This is a genomic window from Porphyromonas vaginalis (genome assembly GCF_958301595.1).
Lineage (GTDB): Bacteria > Bacteroidota > Bacteroidia > Bacteroidales > Porphyromonadaceae > Porphyromonas > Porphyromonas vaginalis.
Window position 1 is genome coordinate 257,290 of the sequence record NZ_CATQJU010000001.1, and the last position, 19,856, is coordinate 277,145.

Here is a 19,856-nt window from a genome sequence, read left to right on the forward strand (position 1 = left end):
TAGACCAAACAGCTAAACCAGATGCCACCCCTAGCCTTCATCTCCACCCAGTCGAGGGTACTCGTAGGCAACCTGATGGGCGACTACCTGCGGGAGTTGCTCCGCCAAGGCAAGCCCGAGAGCTACTACCTACTGGCAGATGCGAGGGTGTGGCACCTGAGCCAAGAGCTAATAGCGAAGAGCTATCCCGAGCTGACGGAGCTACCTCGCTATCTGATCAACGACCCTGAGGAGGCGAAGAGCCTGGAGGGCATCGCCGAGATGGCGCGCTGGCTCCTTGAGCAGGGCGCCACGCGTGGAGCTACCCTCATCGCACTGGGCGGTGGAGCCGTGAGCGACGCCGTCGGCTTCCTCGCTCAGATCTATATGCGGGGTGTCTCGCTCGTCCTACTCCCCACGACGCTCCTCGCCATGGCAGACGCAGCTGTGGGGGGCAAATGCGGGGTCAACTTTGCGGGTGTCAAGAATCTGCTCGGAGCTTTTGCCAATGAAGCGACCACGCTGACGCTCTGCGACACAGCTTGGCTGGAGAGCCTCCCAGAGGAGGAGCTACGCTCAGGCTGTGGCGAGCTGATCAAGTATGGCCTACTCGTTAGTCCCGACCTGTGGCGTCGGCTGCTGCAGGTGCTGCCCGAGCAACCGCTCTCCTTAGAGCAACTCACCCCGCTCATTCGTGAGGCAGTGCAGTTCAAACTCGACATCGTGGCGCAGGATCGTCTAGATCAGGGACTTCGTCACCAGCTTAACCTAGGGCACACCTTCGGACATGCCTTTGAGGCGTGGAGCCATCAGCACAGCGACACGCCTTTGCTACATGGCGAGGCGGTGGCTCTGGGACTTGTTCCCGAGCTTTACCTCTCGCACGTCAAGCTAGGCTTCCCCAAGGAGGTGCTACATCAGTTGCTCGCCGTAGTGCAGGAGCTATACCGTCCGCTCGCCATCACCTGCCGAGACTACGATGCGCTCAGGGAACTGATGCTCCACGACAAGAAGAATAGCGACGCCCAGCGCATCACCACCGTCGCTCTCTCGGCCATCGGTCAAGTCCACGAACTACAGAACGCTCCCCTCGACATCACCGAGGCGCTCGACTACTACCAAGACACGATGCTGTAAGCAACCAGACGTGTACCCCGTTGTAGGGACGCACGGCTAGTGTCTAGCCGGAGGGCGTCCGTCCCCATCAAAGCATTACTCCGTCCCCCCACGTCGCCTAGCAGGGGACTCACGGCAAGACGACTCCCTGTAGGGACGCACGATCTGTGCGTCCGTTGTCGATCTAGCCGACATATAACGATTGCAGAGCGACCGCTTGCGGTCGGACGAATCATAGCCCCCAGTCGAAGGAGCAAAGCTCCGAACGACTGGGGGGGACATAGGTGCGTATAAGGGGGAAACGACCTCCCCTGGCGGGAGGTCGGACTAGAGCTGTAGATTCGTTTAGTCCGACCCACAAGGGGTCGATAAATCAGGAGGCGTCTAGCGTCCGTGGGTCGTTCGGGGCTTTGCCCCTTCGACCCACGGCTATGATTCGTCGGACCTCTGCGAGGTCCTTCTGTGTGCGTCATTCTATTATGCTACTGGTGCTACAGCGTTTGATGGGTGAAGTTGTCGTGTTGATGTGGTCCGCCCCTACACATCGCTACTCGTCTCGCTTTGACACAACGGACGCACAGATCGTGCGTCCCTACACGGCAACGTTTTGCTTTGATACGACTTCTGTAGGGACGCACGATCTGTGCGTCCGTTGTCGATCTAGCCGACATATAACGATTGCAGAGCGACCGCTTGCGGTCGGACGAATCATAGCCCCCAGTCGAAGGAGCAAAGCTCCGAACGACTGGGGGACACAGGGGCGTATAAATGGGGGACGACCACCCCTGGCAGGAGGTCGGACTGGAGCTGTAGATTCGTCTAGTCCGACCCACAAAGGGTCGATAAATCAGGTGACGTCTAGCGTCCGTGGGGCGTTCGGGGCTTTGCCCCTTCGACCCACGGCTATGATTCGTCGGACCTCTGCGAGGTCCTTCTGTGTGCGTCATTCTATTATGCTACTGGTGCTACAGCGTTTGATGAGTGGAATTGTTGTGCTGACGTAGCTTGTGTAGGGGCGGACCTGCGTGTCCGCCCACAGAATAGACTGCGCTCAGGTGAGGACGGGCGGACACACAGGTCCACCCCTACGGTGGGAGCCCCCACCCCGACGGTGCGTTTCTCGGAGTGCGTCGCTCCCCCTTAGAGAGAGACTGTTGCAAAAGTCAACAGTCTCCTTAGGGGCTGTTGATACGCTTGCAGATTACAGAGCGACGCTGAGTGCACCTGAGCTCTGTCTCGATGAGCTGTCGTACTACCTTTGCACCGTCTATCTATTTTATCGAGGCTCCCCCACCTTAGTGGCTATGATACAGCAATCGGGGTAGCTCTCACTAGGAGGACTACCCCGATTACGCTATTTATATGCGACGACGAGCGTCCTTATCGCTGGAGCTTCTTGATCCAGCGGAGACCATCGGCGGACTGTACTTCGAGTAGTACGACGTCCGTCTCGGGCATCTCAATATCTACCTGCGTCTGACCATCGGTCGTGGCACGCTCTAGTAGATAGCCCTGTACGCTGTATAGCTGATAGCTAGCTATGCCCTGATCGTAGGAGATACGATAGCCCGTAGCGGTGCGCTCGATGGCTAGCTCAGCCTGGTGATCCTGCTGCTCGTCGTAGCGGATGTTGCCGTACGACATACGTAGCTCGAAGCGACGTCCGTCACGCTCGCTATAGCCGTAGCTGTAGGTCGGGTTGGCGAGCAAGTTCTGCTCGGTGCCTCGCAGACGATCGTAGAGTGCCAGCTTGTCAAAAGGCTTCTCCGCCAACGTCGTGAAGTCTAGCGTGAGCATACCATCGGTCGGCGCAAAGACTCCTAGCTCGACCACGGCACTAGGCACATTGGTCTGTACGAAGTTGCAGCTGCTATCGGTCGGGCTGATGAAGTAGACAAGCGGAGCTGTCTGCATGCCCTCCGGTGCCATCATCGCAGGGATTGACTCTTCCGTATCTTCGGGTAGCAGTACCGCAGAGGTATAGCCACCCTCGGCATCTGTGACCTTCACCGCGACATACCGCTCGGGTTCCTTGCTCGACCCCTCGTCCGTACTGCGTAGCTCCGCACCGCGTCCGTCTGTGCTGTTGGGATCTACAAGCACTGAGTACTTTGGTGCAGTAGGGAAGTAAACATTGGGAGTGCCATCTAACCTAAGCATAACCATAAAGGCTTGCAATGGTGGAATCGTTTTGAGTGCATCATCGCTCGTATCCCCAAATATTTGCTGACCATAGTAGCGCCAAGCACCATCGGTGAATATATAGATACTTTTTGTGATGTTATTCCTGTTCACCTCAAAGAACTGATCAGAGCTTATGGGGCTCATGAACGGGTTACCCACGATAACATACTTATAAGACTTGGAGCTGGAGGTGAGCTTCATCGTGTAGCCCTCTATCTCCTCTTCGACCCAGTCTAGGTCAGACCCTTGACCAGCAGGCTCCCCTGTCGATGCTCTAGTCCTACCTATCGCATTGGTCTTGTCATCCTCAAAGAGGAAGCGGTAGTCTAGTTTTGTATCTCTCTTGACTGAGTCCACCTTAGTAACTGGCTTTAACGTGTTTACGTCAAAGTAGGCGAAGTAGGATCTCGGCTCAGGTCGTACGGCTGTTACCTTTCCCTCCTTCTTATCCTCATCATAGGTATACCAATACCAGTTCTTGTAATAGCGGTGTAGTGGATAGTAGGGCGCACGCTCCTTGTTCTCATAGTAGGGCAAGCGGATGATACCATCTAGCCCATCGAGGTTCTTATGGTCGTCAGCGCCTTTCTTGCCAGGGTGGTAACCCTCCACCTTGTATGCTAAAGCGTGATTGTAAGCTACCATAGGACGTCCCAGCTTGTTCATTGGGATGTCGAAGGAAGCCTCTTTAGGTCTTTCTCCATAAAACTTTACCTTGAGGTAGCGCTGATAGGTGAGTGGGTAGCCAGCTAGAGAGAAGTCTCCAGTGTAGACATTCTTGAGTGGTGTAGAGATCATATACCAGCGATCCCGCTCTAGGAGACGATCGTAAGCACCCGGATGCTTAGGATCCTTGAGCGCTTGGATAGGTCCACCATTACCCATCTTACCAAAGTTGTAGTCGATAAAGGCTCGCGAGTACTCAGTCAGTAGCTGAGGCTGACCTAACGCAGAGCCGAAGTGGAAGTAGATATCGTTGCACACAGGCTCTCCGAGTGGCTCTCGGATCGTCTTCTTTGGGTCTAAGTTAGGATAGAATTTGTCAACCACTGCAGGGAGGTGTACATCGGTACACTTAGCAGGGATAGCATTAGCTGGTTTACCCTCCTTGTCGGCCCAGTTATCAAAAGAGTTCCAGTCTGCAGACTTGGCATCGCTACGCCACCATAGCTCGGGTGGAGCGACAGACAAGATGAAGGGCACCTCCTGCGGTGCTGGTGTGCCATCGCACGGCACCGCTGTGACTTTGAGCTGCCACTCTCCAGAGAGCGACAAGTCCGCGACACCAACGGTGACCTTGCGACCAGGATACTCCGTTCCATCTGGCTGTGTCCAAGTGTACTCAGACTCAGGCGTAATGGGTGGGCACTCTAGCTTAATAGTATCCCCCACGCAATACTTGGTATAAGCAGCACCAATGATGAAAGAAGAGCCTCGCAGATCGTTCATCTTGATGATCTCACCACCATTGTCTAGAGGACACTTATCTGTGCCTGTCCTAATGTAGAGACTATACTCAGGCTGAATCTTATCGCCAGTGAGCTTCAATTCAACTGAACTACCTTGCTTCGTCGCGGGGAGCGTCTCACTTGCGTAGAGCTTGTTTTTATCCTTGACATCTCTGAGCTCTACGAGGGTAGCACCTACCGTATGGATTGGTAGTACCGATACATAGGCAGTCTCACCGCTCTTACAGATATAGGTGTAGAGGTGCTCCAGATCATAGGTAGGCGGCGTCGCCTCGACGGTGAACTTGACCCCTAATTTGTCAATACAAGGTAAAATGTCTCCCCAGCTACGCTTGTAGTTGTACTGGATCTCAATATTAGAGCTGGTCCAAGGCAACTCTACATAGCAGTCCTCAGGGCTTCGATCATACACATTGTCAGGATCAAAGTCGGTAGAGCCAGTCGCAATCGTGTTCACATATTGCATTGGATGATCCTCGGGTCTAGTCTCCTGTACGACGCGTGCATAGACTCTGATTGGCTTACCATTAAGCAGTAGTATCTTACGAGACTTCGCTCCACGGAAGGGGTAGACACGCATCGTCTTGCAGTCGACCTTCTCGAACTGCTGAGGCTTTAAGTCCTTAGCATCGTCAGCAATCTCATACTTTACTGATTGATAGTTGACATTAAGTTCGACGGTTTGAGTTTCCCACTCACCGCAGAGGGTGAAGAAAGATACTTCAAATTCGTATTTGCCCTCGGGTACCTTGACATCAAAGTAGGGCTTCATATAGGGATTGTGTGCTGGTGCCGAAGCGCTAGGAAATGGGAAGAACAAAGCACTCTCGTAGTCTCCCGAGACCTCAATAGTTTTTCCAACCTTCGGGAAGTAATCATTCTGAGGCTCATACGCCCGAGGCGCGGACACAAGCGTGACCTCTGCTTGAGCAAATTCAGTCTTAAAAGGCTTATCGAAATGCACCTCCTGTAGCGACAAGGCGGGGACCATCCGCACCTCTCCAGTACAATAATCTCTCACGCCAGGGCCATCCGCCTCGGGATCATCACGCCATCCAGACTCCTCATCCCACATCCGCTCAGGCTTTGAATCGGAGTAGTACCAATGCCCCTGGAGGAACTTCTCTGCGAAACCAGTTGCAGGCTTACCAGGTCTGAAGCCCATAGAGGATTCCTTACCACTTGCATCCCTCATATAGATCCTGTTGTCGCTATTGTAGTATAAGACACCGAGATCTTTGGGAGTTGTGTCGTTCCTATCGGTAAAGGTTATTTCAGTACGACGACTCTTCACCTTGACAGGAAATTGCAAGTTCATTTCCTCAACAACATCTTTCTTTAGAGCGAAGGTCGGTTTATACTCACAGGGTTCGTCTTTACCATCTCCAACCATTTCAATCCAAGGATTTGGATCGGCTGACTCTTTTGTATCAAAAAGGTATTGTGCATTAGAATAGTCCGAGTTTTTGGGGTCCGTTGATCCTTTCACACGAATAGCTATACCTATCTTTACTTTATCACCGAGAGGTAAAGCAAACTGAGCGTTGTAATAGAGCTCATCAGGAGAGGGCGAGTCGTCTGGCACTTTGACAAATAGATGTGACCTCTCGACTGTCTGTCCAGTTGGCTTGCCATTATTATCATAAACAGGATCCTGAACGAGCCAACAGCCATAGGTACCTTCAAATGTGGGAGCCTTTTTAGCTTCTTTTAAGTCCAGCCAGTTGAGATTATCCTGACCCTTCATATAGCCATAGTAGTAGTCATAAGAGACACATATGGCAATATCAAAGTACTTAGCTATAGAGTCTATCTCAGAAGAGTAGTAGCGTGGGACTATTCCTTTATCACGGTCAAAAATTCTTGTGGAGAGCCAACGCGACGGATTTGCCTGAGAGGTGTGTAGCTGAGACCATTTCGCATTAACGTGGAACTCATTAAGACCTACCCCTACCTCACGGACAGAGCTGCTTACTGTCTCCACAGAGCCATTGGCATCTGAGACCTGCAGCGTGTAGCGTCCTTTAGGGAGATTGTAGATAATGGTCTCTTCCTTCTGACTTGTAAACAAGGTCTGCTGACCTTCGTACTCTGCAGGGTATGCTGTCAACTTGACTGTGTAAGGAGCTTTACCTCTAGAGAGGGTTAGCCTTACTTGACCAGTTCCTCCACGGAATCCCTTAATAGTGGCGCGAGTTGTGGAGCGAACACTAAGCTGCGCCTCTGCCGTGGTAGGTATCAGGCAGAGCGCAGAGATGACGAGGAGGAGACTCCATATAGTGCGCACTAGTGTCGTGCTGTTGTATTGCTTCATAGCCTATATCTGTTTATAGGTGAGGTTTCTTGATAGTGAGTGTATCTGTATAGATGCGATAGTTGCGAGCTTGCCTCTACTCATCAAAGGCTTCGCCATTGCCTGCGGGTGGTTGTACATCCTGTGGGGTCAGCGTTATCTTGTAGAGACGATTGCGGTAGACACTCTTGTCTGATGGATCAAACGAGCCTGGAATACGCTTTACGTAGTCTTCGCCCCTGTCCTTATTGTTCTCACGATTCTTGATATTTAGGACATCAAAGTAGCATTTTGTCTCGGCTCGTAACTGATGATTGTTCGAAGCTATATCCAACCACGGACGGAAGCCACTATAATGATACCATATAAACCATAGGTAAAGAGGCTTCACAGTCTCATCAGGTCCCTCGGGCACGAGCTTCTCGGGGATATAGAAGTACATCCTATAGTCCAGCAGGTAGCCACCACCCATAGGTACACCCTCTTTCCGAACCTTTTCAGCTATTTTGTCATAGCCAATGATAAAGCGTTTCTGTGGACCTGTACGTGCCATATATTGATCAGACTCTCTACCGAGGAAGCTAGACACGGTATCCTGAGCACTAGAGTAGTCCTGTATAGGGAAGAGACTGACATCCTTAGGCATATCATAAATATGAGGTCCATAGGGGTGCTGAAATCTCCAAGGGCCTATCCATTTCAGTTCCTCTTTTCCATTTTCATCCCAAGAGAGCCATATACACTTCTTGTAGATTAACTCGACCTTGGCAAAGGTGCGCAAGAGTTCAATACCTGTCGTACGACCATAAGGATTAGGGAGCTGGATCTGGCGCGGATGGTCCTTGGTACCCCCCTCGGTGAAGTCTACATGCTCATACTCAGCAGTCATCGGAGAGATGACATCTATATATGGATTGCTCTGATTATAGCGTCTTCCTTGATGCGTATCACAGTAACGTCTCGTGACGGGGATGCGAATCTTCTTGAGGTCATCTAGCGTCTGTGCCTCTCTTAGTGCTTTCCTAAGTGCAGCGTCAGCCTCCTCCTCTCTTTCAAACTCTCTGTCGTAAGGCTTCTGCTCTGGGGGAATTGGGCCTGGGTTAAGGGACTGACGATTCATATAAGCTCCCTCATTGGCTACGACAACGAGGTCGTAGTAGCCTAGCTCCGAATCTGTGAGTCGGAAGGTGATCTGAGCCTTGCCACTTTTATAGTTATAGCTGATACCTTCATCTTCTGAACCTGTGCTATAATCGTATGCGGGTCTCGGAGCTAGATTGGTAAAGAAGACGTTCTTCTTGATTATTCCGTCTTGGATCAGGAAGATGCGCAGATCGTTCACATAGTCCTCACGATTCGTCTTGTCGGAGTTGATGCTATAGTCATCGCCTTGCATACGTAGCTCATCGTTGCCACTAGGAGCTAGCGAGAACGTCAGTGAGAGGTACTTGTTACCGTCATCCTCCTCCCCGAGACTGTTGTAGTCCCGCACACAGCTAGCGCAGGTGAGGAGCGCCCCCAAGACGAGGAGGAACGTATATATATGGGTGTGTCGTAGTCTATTCATAGTGATGTGACAACGTTGGTGTGTAGTATAGTGAACTTAGAGGACTATCTCGTAGGAGTGTACCATCCAGCCATTGATGAGAATCTCCACACCGTAGTGCGTGTTATCGGGCAGGCTCTTGAGGCGTATCTCTATGTCGTACTCAAACTGACACTCGGGGCGGAAGTCGTTCGTCTTGGCGAGCAGCTTCTTGAGATCGTAGGTAAAGATCTTAGCACCCGTATCGGAGCGCACGAGACTCAGCTGGGGCTTTGTCTTCGGGTCATCTAGTCGTAGCGTGCTCAGGCGGGTGCTGCGCGTCGTACCCTCGTTGGGTAGTGGCGCCTGATAGATGACATGCTTGGTGGGATTGGTCAGCTGACCCATGAAGTCGTAAGCAGCGTTGTTGTCCTCGATCTCTATATGGAGCGGATAGATGATTTTGCTGGGTAGCTCGGTAAGAGATATATCAAAGTCGTTGCTGTAGCGCGTTAAGTTTGGCGCAACGGGAATTCTTGTCGTGATACCACCTCGAGGCTTAGGACATACGACAGTGTCTGTGGCAAAGTAGAGTGGCTCGGGCAGTAATCCCATGTGTCTATCTTGCTCGTTGAGCTGAAGTGCTAGGCGGCAGTCGGGATGCTTATTGCCCGAGGCTGGTGCTAGGTCACTCATGGTGTAGTGCTGGGGAGTAGCACCCACCCAGATGGTGTAGCGATAGGTCTCCGTGCACTCGTTCGGTACAGGGATCTCTATGGCTGTGGCAGCCGTCAGGTCGGCTGGCTCTAGATGCTTGTATGCGATGATCTCTCCAGATGAGGGGATACTGATGACGATGTCCATATAGCCCGCCTTGCCTATGTAAGCTGAGTCAGACATACAGGGTGTCTGCATATAGGGTGTGAAGACCAGTATCGTGGGGCACTCGCCTCGATCATATACGAGCTTATCACAACTGACGAGTGATAAGACGAGGAGAGGCAGCAGGAGTATACTATATATAGTGTGTCGCTTCATAAGATGTAGCAGTGATTGAGAGATCAGGTGTGTCGGTGTAGGGGGAAAAGGGTCGGATCGTAAGGTTAACGATAATGGGGGGGAGACGTGTAACGATTTGTAGGGACGCTCGGAAGCGTCTAGCGGGAGGGCGTCCGTAGGTCAAACAACGATACGTATAGCCCGTTGTCTTTACGCTTTAACGCTGTAGCCTTTGATACAACGGACGCACGACCGTGCGTCCATACAAAAAGTTACTCGTCTGTCAAGTATGGACGCACGAGCGTGTGCGTCCATACTTACAGATAGAGTCTTCTGATTAGAGACCTAGCTCTATATCATAGGAGTGTACATTCCAAGGAATGACATTGACCTCTACAGCCATATAGGTTTCCTTAGGCGTGTTGAAGTCTCCAGGTACGTAAGGAGGCGTGTTGGGATCATCCTTTGGCTTAGGATCTGGGTTCTGTTGATCGGGTGTATCAGGATCCTCTGGATAGAGCGGGTTCCAGTTGAGACCGAGAGTCTTGAAGCCTGTGACACTGATATGGTAGATGTTGTTGCGATAGGCAGGTGCATCTAGCGTCTTAACGACATTATCAGGGTTGACAAAGACATGGTAAAGCACCTTACCACCCTCAAACTTGGTGTACTTCTGATTTGGCACAATCCTATCCTTAATCTTACCACCACCAACAGTTCTATTCGTGGCGTAGAAGAGACCATCCTCTCCTCTGTAGAAAGTTCCATTGCCTTTTTTGAACTGGGTTTTCTGATACTCGTTGTAGAACGCATTGTCATCAGGCGTAAACTTCGTACGAACGAGTACATAAGGAGTATTACCACGACGGAACCCTCCCGTGTAGTCAGCAACCGTCTGTCCATTTTCCCCAAACGGATGGCTAGCCTCAAAGATGAAAGCGCTGCTCTCGAGGCTCTTCTTACCGATCTCTAGAGCTGCGGTAAGATTCTCAGCGACAAGAGCTACACGAGGAGTCGTGACAGTCGCATGTAGATCACTATAGTCGTAAGTATTAGCCTGAGCCTCATAGTTGGTCAGCTTGCTCTTATCAGCAGGATCAACCAGTGGCAGGAAGCTATATCCAGGAGTGGTGATGCTACCAGCCTTATTCTTCTGCTGGCTAATGTAGAAAGCCTTCTCACCCTGAGCTACTGCGTAGGTGATGTTTTCGATTTTACCTAGCACAGTACCATCTTGGAGTTTGATCTCATAGCTAGGCTTTGTTGTCGTTAGGATCACACGTGCTACAACACGCTTGACATTCACCTTGGCGAGGTTCTTAGGACCTTGTTTAGCCTCCTCCTTGGTGACACCATCCTCGATCGTGATATTACACTCAGCAGAGTTAGACATCATGATGACATCCTCCTTCTTTCCGTTTGCACGAGCTACCTGAGCCGTTGTCATACCCTCGACAGCCTTAGCATAAGCCTCGTTGAAGTGAGCTGGCATAGACTTCTCAAGAGTCGTGGTGATTGCCTCAGGAGCATTGATGAGGGCATAAACCTTCTTTGCGCCTGGGGTGGTAAGGATAGCGTTCTTAGGCTTGATGGAAATGTTTGCATCATCTGTAGCCTTGACAATATCAAAGTCAGCCATCGTGTATTGACCATAGGAGACCTCGCCGTTACCAACGACATAGACGGCAATAGTCTCGATGGCATCCTTGCCATTCCAAGTGCCCTTAAGGTTAAACTCATCATCAGTATCGCCCGTACCAGCGCGCAGGCTAGACTGTAGGTTGATCGCTACGCTTACGTAGGTCGAACCTTCGTTCTGAGGCTTCTCTGGCTCCTTTTTGCAGGAAGTTAGAGCTACTAGACCGATCGTTAGTAGGCCTAGCAGTGTTCTTACTGTTCTGTTCATTGTTTGTTTGTTATTTGATTGATATAAAGATTCTTCGATGTGTCACCGAAATAGATTCGTTTAAGGGAATACCCGATGCAAAGGTAGGCATAATATATCGAATACTCCTTTTAGCGACTTGACATATTCGGTATTTCTTTTGACATATTCGGTATTTCCTCGTAGAAATAGAGATTAGAGGCTAGAGATTAGAAGTTAGAGAGCGGAGTGATCGGAGCCATCGGAGCTATCAGAGCTATCAGAACCATCGGAACTCTAACTTCTAACCTCTAAGCTCTAATCTCTAACCTCTAATCTCTAACCTCTAATCTCTAATTTCTCAGATCGCTGGGAGGCTCATGCCGGTGATGCGTCGGTAGAGGTCTAGCGCGTAGGGATCGGTCATGCCGGAGATGTAGTCGAGCGTGCACTGGAGCTTGCCGTAGATCGACTCTTCGTGCAGGTTGTACTGACTACTCACCAGCGAGAGGAGCGTACGACTATACGCATCATCAGGATGTAGGAGCGATTGCATCAGTTTGTCGATCAGCTCAGAGAAGATCCGATGCCCCGCCAGCTCTACGTCTATCACCGCTCGCGCCGTGTAGATCTCACTCTGCGCCACCTCGCTATTGGCTCGGTAAGCTGCATAGAGCCTCTCGGGCATTCGACTAACCAGCGTCCCCGCAAAAGCACCACACAGTATCTCCTCCTCATGCTCTATGAAGACCTCGGCACACGCCTCCACGAGGATATTGATCGCCTTGGCTCTCAGGTAAGCGATCCGCTCGTTGCGGTCGCCGATAGTCTCCAGCGTTGCCAGCGCATGGTCGTGACCATCTGCGGGGAAGTAGCGCAGGAGCAGATCCACCGTACGCTCGTAGCTCAAGATACGCAGCTTATATGCATCCTCCACATCCATCACCTGATAGCATATATCGTCGGCGGCCTCCACGAGGTAGACCAGCGGGTGACGCACGTAGTGCCCCGTGGCGGGATCTACGGGCAGGATGCCTAGGTAGTTCGCCACATCGAGGTAGGCTGCCTGCTCCGACTGGAAATAGCCGAACTTTCCGCTCTCAGGCGCCCTAGCCGACGACCAGGGGTACTTGACAATAGCTGCCAGTGTGGTGTAGGTTAAAGCAAAGCCCCCAGGGCGGCGCCCCTCAAACTGATGGGTCAGCAGGCGAAAGCCATTGGCATTACCCTCGAAATAAGCGAAGTCCTCCCACGAGTGCCCCTCCCCTACTACGGCATCATACCATTGGCGACCGTTGCCCTCGGTAAAGTAAGCCCGGATCGCCCGCTCGCCACTGTGCCCGAAGGGAGGATTGCCCATATCGTGTGCCAGACAGGCCGCCGAGACGACCGTAGCGATGCTCCCCCGATGAGGCGTATCCTGGTTGTCCGTCAGGCGGCTCGCTATATAGTTGCCCAGACTACGCCCCACGCAGCTCACCTCCAGACTATGCGTCAGACGGTTGTGCACGAAGATACTCTTCGGCAGCGGGAAGATCTGCGCTTTGTTTTGTAGCCTGCGAAATGGTGCCGAGAAGATCAGACGATCGTAGTCCCGGTCAAACTCCGTACGCATCTCCATGCCCCCACCTAGTGCGCCAGCTCGCACAGGCTCTGGCGCTCCAAAGCGTCGGTTAGAGATCAGCTGATCCCAATTCATCCTACTCATTATTATATATAGTGTATCTATTGTCTTTGAGAGAAGAGTGTTCTGAAGGCGTGATCCACCCGATCACACGGCACGATCTCTATGTCGTAGTTTCGCTGTTGCAGGCTCTTAGCATTCGCCTTGGGGATCAGTATCCGCGTGAAGCCCAGTCGGTGCGCCTCCGCTATGCGTCGCTCTATGCGACTCACGGCACGTATCTCGCCCGCCAGTCCCACCTCGCCCGTCATGCAGGTCTTCGAGGGCACGGCTATGTCCAGATTGGAGGAGAGTACGGCACAGAGCACCGCCAGATCCACGGCGGTATCGTTGATCTTGATACCGCCCGTGATATTGAGGAAAACGTCTTTCTGTATGAGCTTGAAGCCGGCCCGCTTCTCCAAAACGGCCAACAGCATGTTGAGTCGCCTCAGGTCAAAGCCCGTAGTGGACCGCTGCGGGTTATTGTAAATAGCCGAACTAACCAAAGCTTGCGTCTCGATCATGATCGGGCGGATACCCTCCACGGCACAGGCGACCACGACCCCACTGAGCCCCTCCGTATTGCCCGAGATAAGGTGCTCCGAGGGATTGCTCACAGCGACCAGTCCCGAGCTATTCATCTCGTAGATGCCAAGATCGTCGGTAGAGCCAAAGCGGTTCTTATGGCTACGCAAGATGCGGTAGAGATGCTGCTTGTCGCCCTCAAACTGCAAGACCGTGTCTACCGTATGCTCCAAGATCTTCGGGCCCGCTATGGAGCCCTCTTTGTTGATATGCCCAATGACAATCACGAGGATGCCGCTGCTCTTGGCAAAGTGCAGGAGCAGGTTGGCGCACTCCTTAATCTGACTGATGGATCCAGGCGAAGAGTCGGAGCGTGCAGTCGTGACGGTCTGAATACTGTCGATGACCAGCAGGTCGGGTACTATCTGCAGAGCCTTCAGGAGTATGTTGTCCAGGTCGGTGTCGCAGTAGATGAGGCACTGCTCCGAGTGTATGCCGATGCGGTCGGCACGCAGCTTGAGCTGCTGGGCACTCTCCTCGCCCGATACGTAGAGCGTCTTGAGCTCTGGGCAGCGCAGCACGGTCTGAAAGATCAACGTAGACTTACCAATACCCGGCTCGCCACCCAGCAAGGTAAAGGAGCCTTGCACCAGGCCGCCACCGAGAAGGCGGTTTAGCTCCTCGTCGTGCAGATCTACTCGACTCTCCTCGCTTCCCTCGATCAGTTGTATGGGACGCACCTCCTCCGAGTGGAGCCCATCCCACGTAGCACCCTCATGGATCTGCTTGAGCTTGCGCTGTATCTCCTGCGCTGGTGTCGAGCGCCCTGAGGTCGTCTCCGGCTGCGCCAGCTCCTCCTCGATCGTGTTCCACTCTTGGCACTCGTTGCACTGGCCTTGCCAGCGACTGTAGGTAGCACCACAGGCACTACACTTATATATAGTCTTAACCTTTGCCATCTGCTATGCTCGCTCTAGAGGACATGTGGAGCAGCGCAGCAAGCCACCCTGCTTAGAGATCTCACTATAAGGCACCTCCTCAACGGTCATGCCAGCCACCTCACGGAGGTAACGCTGCAGACGCTCGGCACCCGCCTCAACACAGACCACTTCGGGAGAGAGGGAGAAGAAGTTCGTATGCATCTCGACAGCCTCCTCAGCGGTGATGGTCAGTAGCTTGTCCTGTCCAAAAACCTCGCCAATGATCCCGCGAGCCTCTCTGGAAGCGACTCCCTCGGGATAAAAGACGGCGAAGCCACGCCCCACGGGCTGAAAGGCGCAGTCTAGGTGCAGCACACCACGCAGAGGATCCTGGTCATGCTTGTATAGTGGTACGGGTACGATGCGCTTGTGCGGGAAGAACTCACGGAAGAAGTCCACCGCGCGATCATTGGTCCTCGTAGTCTTGAACTGCCCAAAAGCTCCTGGCTCGCAACAGCCCACGAAGAGGATGTCATCATAGAGGATCACGTCGCCCCCCTCGACACGTACCTCGGCGGGCAGATGTAGCACGCTACTCGGCTCGAAGAGATCGTAGATCGATGCAAACGCATCTACCTCTCGTCTCCTGTCGGGGATCATGTGTGCCACAAAAAGGTGCTCATCGATCACGAAAGAGACATCTCGCGCGAAGATCTGATTGCACGCCTCTATTGGCTCAGGACGATACACCTCCACGCCGTGGCGCTGTAGGATAGCGAGGAATCCCTCCATCTCACGTACCACCGCCTGCTCCGTGGGGTAGTCTCCCCGCAACACCGCTTGGTAGCTCTTAGCGTCGTAGGTCTCCTCAAGTGTCGGTGGCGTACCGAGCGCATGAGGCAGCCCGAGTACGACTTTGCGGAGCTGGTTCGTTTCGTTGGTTACGTGAGGGGTGAGTCGTTTATGTTGTTTGTCCATCATATCAGTTGCTTAGTGGCTCCCTGCGCAGCAGATGTGCGGGGAGCTCTATTCTTTCTCTGACAAATATAGGGAAAAGTGAGAAGTTAGAGATCAGAGCGATCGGAGAGTTGTCGTGAGATGTGCGCAAGCGGATAAGTTGCAGGAGCATGCGCTATCTCTTGATTTTGTATTACCTTTGCGGTACGAGGGTGTGTCGTCCCTATGGGGGTGACTTCTCCGACCCTTCGTTGTCAAGTATCACCTTAGATAGTAATCATAAGTATATGAAAGGTTTCAATCCCATAGGTAGTCTGGTAGTCCTCATTGGGGCTCTTGTACTCATCATCCCCGCTCTGCTAGATAAGGGAGGAAATATGTTCAATCTCATTGGCTGTGTCGTGATGATTGCTGGATTTCTCCTACACATCTTCCTAAATAAGCGGATTACAACTATCAAGGAGTAACCTCTCCAAGTGCCTGACTTGGCACGGACTCCTGCCCTAGTATACAGCCCCATGGCTATCGTCGAGGGCTTGCCTTGCTCATACGTAAGACAAGTCTCTCTCGTTCGTATATAAGGTCACCCTTAGTCATCCACCCCGCTCAGTCTATGTACTACAATAAGGCGATCCTAATAGGCTTCGTAGGCGCAGACCCCAACGTACACTATTCGCGTCGGGGAAGCTGCCAGGCTACGCTACGCCTTGCGACCTCTGTATCGGGCTACACGAAGCGTGATGGCACGCAGATACCAGAGCGTACAGAGTGGCACACGGTGGTGATCTTCGGCACGCTGGCGCAGTTTGTCGAGCGATGGGTGCGCAAGGGGTCGCATCTTCTCGTGGAGGGCGAGATACGCTACAACAACTACACCGATCGCCAGGGACAAGCACAGGCTCGTACAGAGATTTGGGCGGACAAGGTCACCTTTGTAGATCGTCCCAAGCAGGGCGGTAGTCAGGAGGGAGCCTCTGCTCGCTCCACAGCCGAGCCTCCAGCATCAAAGCCCGACACGCAAGGAGCGAGCGCACATGGTCAGCAATAGCATAAGTCACAACAATAGTAGCAATGGGTGATGCCTTCTTATTAAGTCTTTTCGGGGGAATTGTGTACAGCAATCCAATCGTTTGGATAGATGCTATACCGCTCTTGATCATCCTCGTCTTACTGCTTTGTTCCGCCTTTATGTCGAGCAATGAGGTGGCTTTCTTTTCGCTCACCCCACAAGAGGTGCAGCAGATCAAAGAGCAGGAGCACCCCAACGACCCGCGCTTACTACGACTCCTATCGCACTCGGAGCAACTGCTGGCGACCATCTTGATCGGCAATAATGCGGTCAACGTGGCGATCACGATCCTCTGCGCGTGGTTTGTGGGAGAGCACTGGGACTTCTCGGCCAATCGTGTTGCTGGCTTTATCATCCAGACGGTCCTGATCACCTTCCTGCTCCTACTCTTTGGCGAAATCATCCCTAAGATCTACGCTCAGCGTCACCCGCTCTCCTTCATACGGATGACGGCTCCAGCCGTGTCTGCCCTTTACAAAGGGATCGCTTGGTGCTCCAAGGGCTTGATCAAAACCTCTAAGCTCCTCGGATCTAATGCGAAGAAGGGGCACGAACTCTCTGTCGATGATCTTTCGGAGGCTGTCGCACTCACGACCGAGGGGGACAATAAGGAGACGGAGATGATCCATGAGATTGTCAAGTTTTACCACAAGACGGCCGACGAGATCATGGTGCCGCGTGTCGATATGGTTGGCGTCAACTACCACTGGGCTTATCATCAGACGCTGAACTATGCGGTCGACACGGGCTACTCACGACTACCTGTCTATGACGGGTCGCAGGACACAATCCGAGGGGTGCTCTATGTCAAGGACCTCCTGCCTCACATGCACGAGGAGGACACCTTCCCCTGGCAAAAGATCATCCGGCAAGCTTACTTCGTACCTGAGAATAAGAAGATCGACACCCTGCTGGAGGAGTTGCAACAGGAGCGTATTCACATGGCGATCGTGATCGACGAGTTTGGCGGGACCTCAGGACTGATCACGCTCGAGGACATCCTCGAGGAGATCGTCGGTGAGATCGTCGACGAATACGATGATGAGGATCCGCCTTACGTACGGCTTGCCGAGGGGGTCTATCTGATCGATGGCGGTATGTCGCTGATCGATCTCTGCAAGCTGCTAGATGTAGAGCCTGAGTACTTTGCACCACACTACGAGGAGGTTGATACGGTTGGGGGCTTGTACCTAGAGGTGCTCCAAGAGATTCCTCAGGTGGGTCAGCAGATAACGATCTCAGACATTGACTTCACCGTAACGCGCATGGACCGCCACCGTATCATGCAGCTCAAGATGCGTCTGCATCCCAAAGAGCAGGACGAGACGCAGAGCAATAGTCCTACAGAGCCTCAGGCGTGATCTACTCACAGCTAGACCTCCCGCTAGGAGGGACACTCTACGTCGCAGAGCTACCCTCTAGCATCGTCCCCAGCCTATCTAACTACCGCTCGCTGACGCAGCAGCTCCTCGACGAGATCGCCCCGAGAGAGACTTCCTGGCGATTGACGCACCTCCCCACGGGTGCTCCCCGCCTTGATGCGCCTGACCGTGATTATAGTATCTCCCTATCCCACAGCGGGAGCTACGTTGCCCTCGTCCTCTGCGAGGGGCAGCACGGTATCGGTGTAGATCTACAGATCGCCAGTGATAAGTTGCCACAGATAGCTCCGAGGTTTATGTCTCCCGCTGAGCTGGCTCACTATCATCACCTGCTCACAGCTGAGGAGCCTCAAGCCGCTCGCGAATGGCTCTACACGGTGTGGGGACTCAAGGAGGCTGCCTACAAAGCCTACCCACCAAAGGTCCAGCGACACCTAGCAACCAACTACATTGTCTCGCCACCCGACTACTCCGTCTCTGCTAGCCGGAGTAGTGACAAAGGGAGCGACTCGATCACCCGTTACACCATCTGTGCCGACGAAGGGGATGACCGCCCCACCCTCCTCACGGGCTACCGCCTTCGTAGCATCACGACAGCTCCATACCACCTCACCTATGTGCTAGACTCAGGAGGTGCCGTCCTACCGGCTGAGTAACTGGAACTGCTCGCTTTCCTCCCGTCAAAAGCTCGTCACCCGTACAAGAGCTCGCCAAGCGCATCTCTAGCAACCACCATTTGTCCCAACATTTCGAGAGCTCCGAGGTCGGGCAAATCCAACGCTAGCTCATTACAATAATTTAGAGCAGACTACATATCGATACAACGCTATGTCGGGGAAAACTGATTTCCACGTGGATATTTCGAAATCTCCACGTGGAGAATAAAAAATTCTTCGGAGGAATGAAATGAAACTTCGGAAGAATCAAATGAAACTTCGGAGGAATCAAAACGCCCCCACGTGGAAAATAAAAAATATCCATGTGGAGATTTGAGACTTTCCACGTGGATATTCGAGAAAGGAGGGGATCGGACGAATTTCCCCGTAAAGATATGTAAATAGAGATTAGAGGTTAGAAGTTAGAGATCCGATCACTCTGATAGCTCCGATGGTTCCGATAGCTAACAGCCAATAGCTAACAGCCAACAGCCAATCCATGGTTGACACATTATATATAGTGACCTCATTGATGCCTCGATTGTCGCTCATGTGTAGCTTCTGACAGAGCGATTATAGTGCGTCAGCCCTGAGATGCGAGGTCGGGCTGCTTGTTTATTCAATTAAATGTTGTATCTTTGCACCACGAACGGCACGAAGGGGGCATTCTTCCCTACGATGTACCGTTCGGAAGCTTCGGGGTGTAGCGCAGTCCGGTTAGCGCACCTGCTTTGGGAGCAGGGGGTCCCAGGTTCGAATCCTGGTACCCCGACTAAAAAGCTAAAACATTTACAGAGTGGCACTTGTCACTCTGTTTTTGTTTATAGAGGGTACGACAAGGTGGATTGTCTAACTATCTAACCGCTTTGAGACATGTATACAGGAAAACAATATAGATACGCTCTAGCTCGTGTGGAGACACTTCTACCTCGTATGGAGGATGAGACAATAAGTGAGCCCGAAGAGCAGGAGTTGGCGATTATGAGTGATGTGGTCGCTTCTTACGAGGAGGAGCATTATCCGCTAGAGAGCCTAACGCTGGGCGAACTAATCAGCTATGCCCTCAAGGAGCAGGGCAAGTCTCAGGCAGAGCTAGCCCGCGAACTGGGTGTCTCTCCATCTCGTGTGAGTGACTTCGTCAATGACAAGAGCGAGCCATCGCTCTCGCTAACGGGGCGCATCTGCCAGGTGCTAGGACTCTCCGCCGAGCTGGTTCTAGGCTGTGTCACACCTGCCTATGCGTAGCTGGTTG

13 protein-coding genes and 1 tRNA gene are annotated in these 19,856 nt (G+C 52.6%); 7 read left to right on the plus strand and 7 right to left on the minus strand.

Features of this window, described 5'->3' with window-relative positions:
* The first annotated feature begins 21 nt into the window (after positions 1-21).
* Positions 22-1,116, plus strand: coding sequence for a 3-dehydroquinate synthase (locus Q2J34_RS00990; protein WP_300969055.1), 1,095 nt, complete (start codon positions 22-24; stop codon positions 1,114-1,116).
* A 1,359-nt stretch (positions 1,117-2,475) separates the two neighbouring features.
* Here Q2J34_RS00990 and Q2J34_RS00995 read toward each other — a convergent pair.
* The 7 genes from Q2J34_RS00995 to Q2J34_RS01025 all read right to left on the minus strand — a co-directional run bounded on the left by Q2J34_RS00995 (position 2,476) and on the right by Q2J34_RS01025 (position 15,521).
* The gene (locus Q2J34_RS00995; RefSeq protein WP_300969056.1) at positions 2,476-7,062 is read right to left on the minus strand and encodes a hypothetical protein; all 4,587 of its coding nucleotides are present in this window, start codon (positions 7,060-7,062) and stop codon (positions 2,476-2,478) included.
* A 76-nt stretch (positions 7,063-7,138) separates the two neighbouring features.
* Complete coding sequence (locus Q2J34_RS01000) at positions 7,139-8,608, minus strand: hypothetical protein (protein ID WP_300969057.1); 1,470 nt, start codon at positions 8,606-8,608, stop codon at positions 7,139-7,141.
* Between the two features lie 36 nt (positions 8,609-8,644).
* Complete coding sequence (locus Q2J34_RS01005) at positions 8,645-9,604, minus strand: FimB/Mfa2 family fimbrial subunit (protein WP_300969058.1); 960 nt, start codon at positions 9,602-9,604, stop codon at positions 8,645-8,647.
* Positions 9,605-9,902: 298 nt separating this feature from the next.
* Complete coding sequence (locus Q2J34_RS01010; protein ID WP_300969059.1) at positions 9,903-11,471, minus strand: Mfa1 family fimbria major subunit; 1,569 nt, start codon at positions 11,469-11,471, stop codon at positions 9,903-9,905.
* A 319-nt stretch (positions 11,472-11,790) separates the two neighbouring features.
* Positions 11,791-13,128 carry a dGTP triphosphohydrolase gene (gene dgt, locus Q2J34_RS01015; protein WP_300970141.1) on the minus strand — a complete coding sequence of 446 codons (1,338 nt, stop codon included), beginning with the start codon at positions 13,126-13,128 and terminating at the stop codon, positions 11,791-11,793.
* A gap of 26 nt (positions 13,129-13,154) precedes the next feature.
* Positions 13,155-14,579, minus strand: coding sequence for a DNA repair protein RadA (radA, locus tag Q2J34_RS01020; protein ID WP_300969060.1), 1,425 nt, complete (start codon positions 14,577-14,579; stop codon positions 13,155-13,157).
* A gap of 3 nt (positions 14,580-14,582) precedes the next feature.
* Complete coding sequence (locus tag Q2J34_RS01025) at positions 14,583-15,521, minus strand: dimethylarginine dimethylaminohydrolase family protein (RefSeq protein WP_300969061.1); 939 nt, start codon at positions 15,519-15,521, stop codon at positions 14,583-14,585.
* Positions 15,522-15,784: 263 nt separating this feature from the next.
* Between Q2J34_RS01025 and Q2J34_RS01030 the strand changes: the two genes are divergently transcribed.
* From Q2J34_RS01030 to Q2J34_RS01055, 6 genes are all read left to right on the plus strand, one after another.
* Positions 15,785-15,964 (plus strand): hypothetical protein, encoded by a 180-nt coding sequence (locus Q2J34_RS01030; protein ID WP_298888574.1) that lies wholly within the window; start codon positions 15,785-15,787, stop codon positions 15,962-15,964.
* Between the two features lie 146 nt (positions 15,965-16,110).
* A complete protein-coding gene (locus Q2J34_RS01035; RefSeq protein ID WP_298888576.1) occupies positions 16,111-16,545 on the plus strand; it encodes a single-stranded DNA-binding protein in 435 nt (144 codons plus the stop codon).
* Positions 16,546-16,568: 23 nt separating this feature from the next.
* Entirely contained in the window at positions 16,569-17,927 is a 1,359-nt protein-coding gene (locus tag Q2J34_RS01040; RefSeq protein WP_298888578.1) for a hemolysin family protein, read from the plus strand.
* Positions 17,924-18,604 carry a 4'-phosphopantetheinyl transferase family protein gene (locus Q2J34_RS01045; RefSeq protein WP_298888580.1) on the plus strand — a complete coding sequence of 227 codons (681 nt, stop codon included), beginning with the start codon at positions 17,924-17,926 and terminating at the stop codon, positions 18,602-18,604. Before Q2J34_RS01040 ends, Q2J34_RS01045 begins: the two co-directional genes overlap by 4 nt.
* A 697-nt stretch (positions 18,605-19,301) precedes the next feature.
* Positions 19,302-19,376, plus strand: a tRNA-Pro gene (locus Q2J34_RS01050).
* A gap of 140 nt (positions 19,377-19,516) precedes the next feature.
* A complete protein-coding gene (locus tag Q2J34_RS01055) occupies positions 19,517-19,849 on the plus strand; it encodes a transcriptional regulator (RefSeq protein WP_298888106.1) in 333 nt (110 codons plus the stop codon).
* The last annotated feature ends 7 nt before the right edge of the window (positions 19,850-19,856 follow it).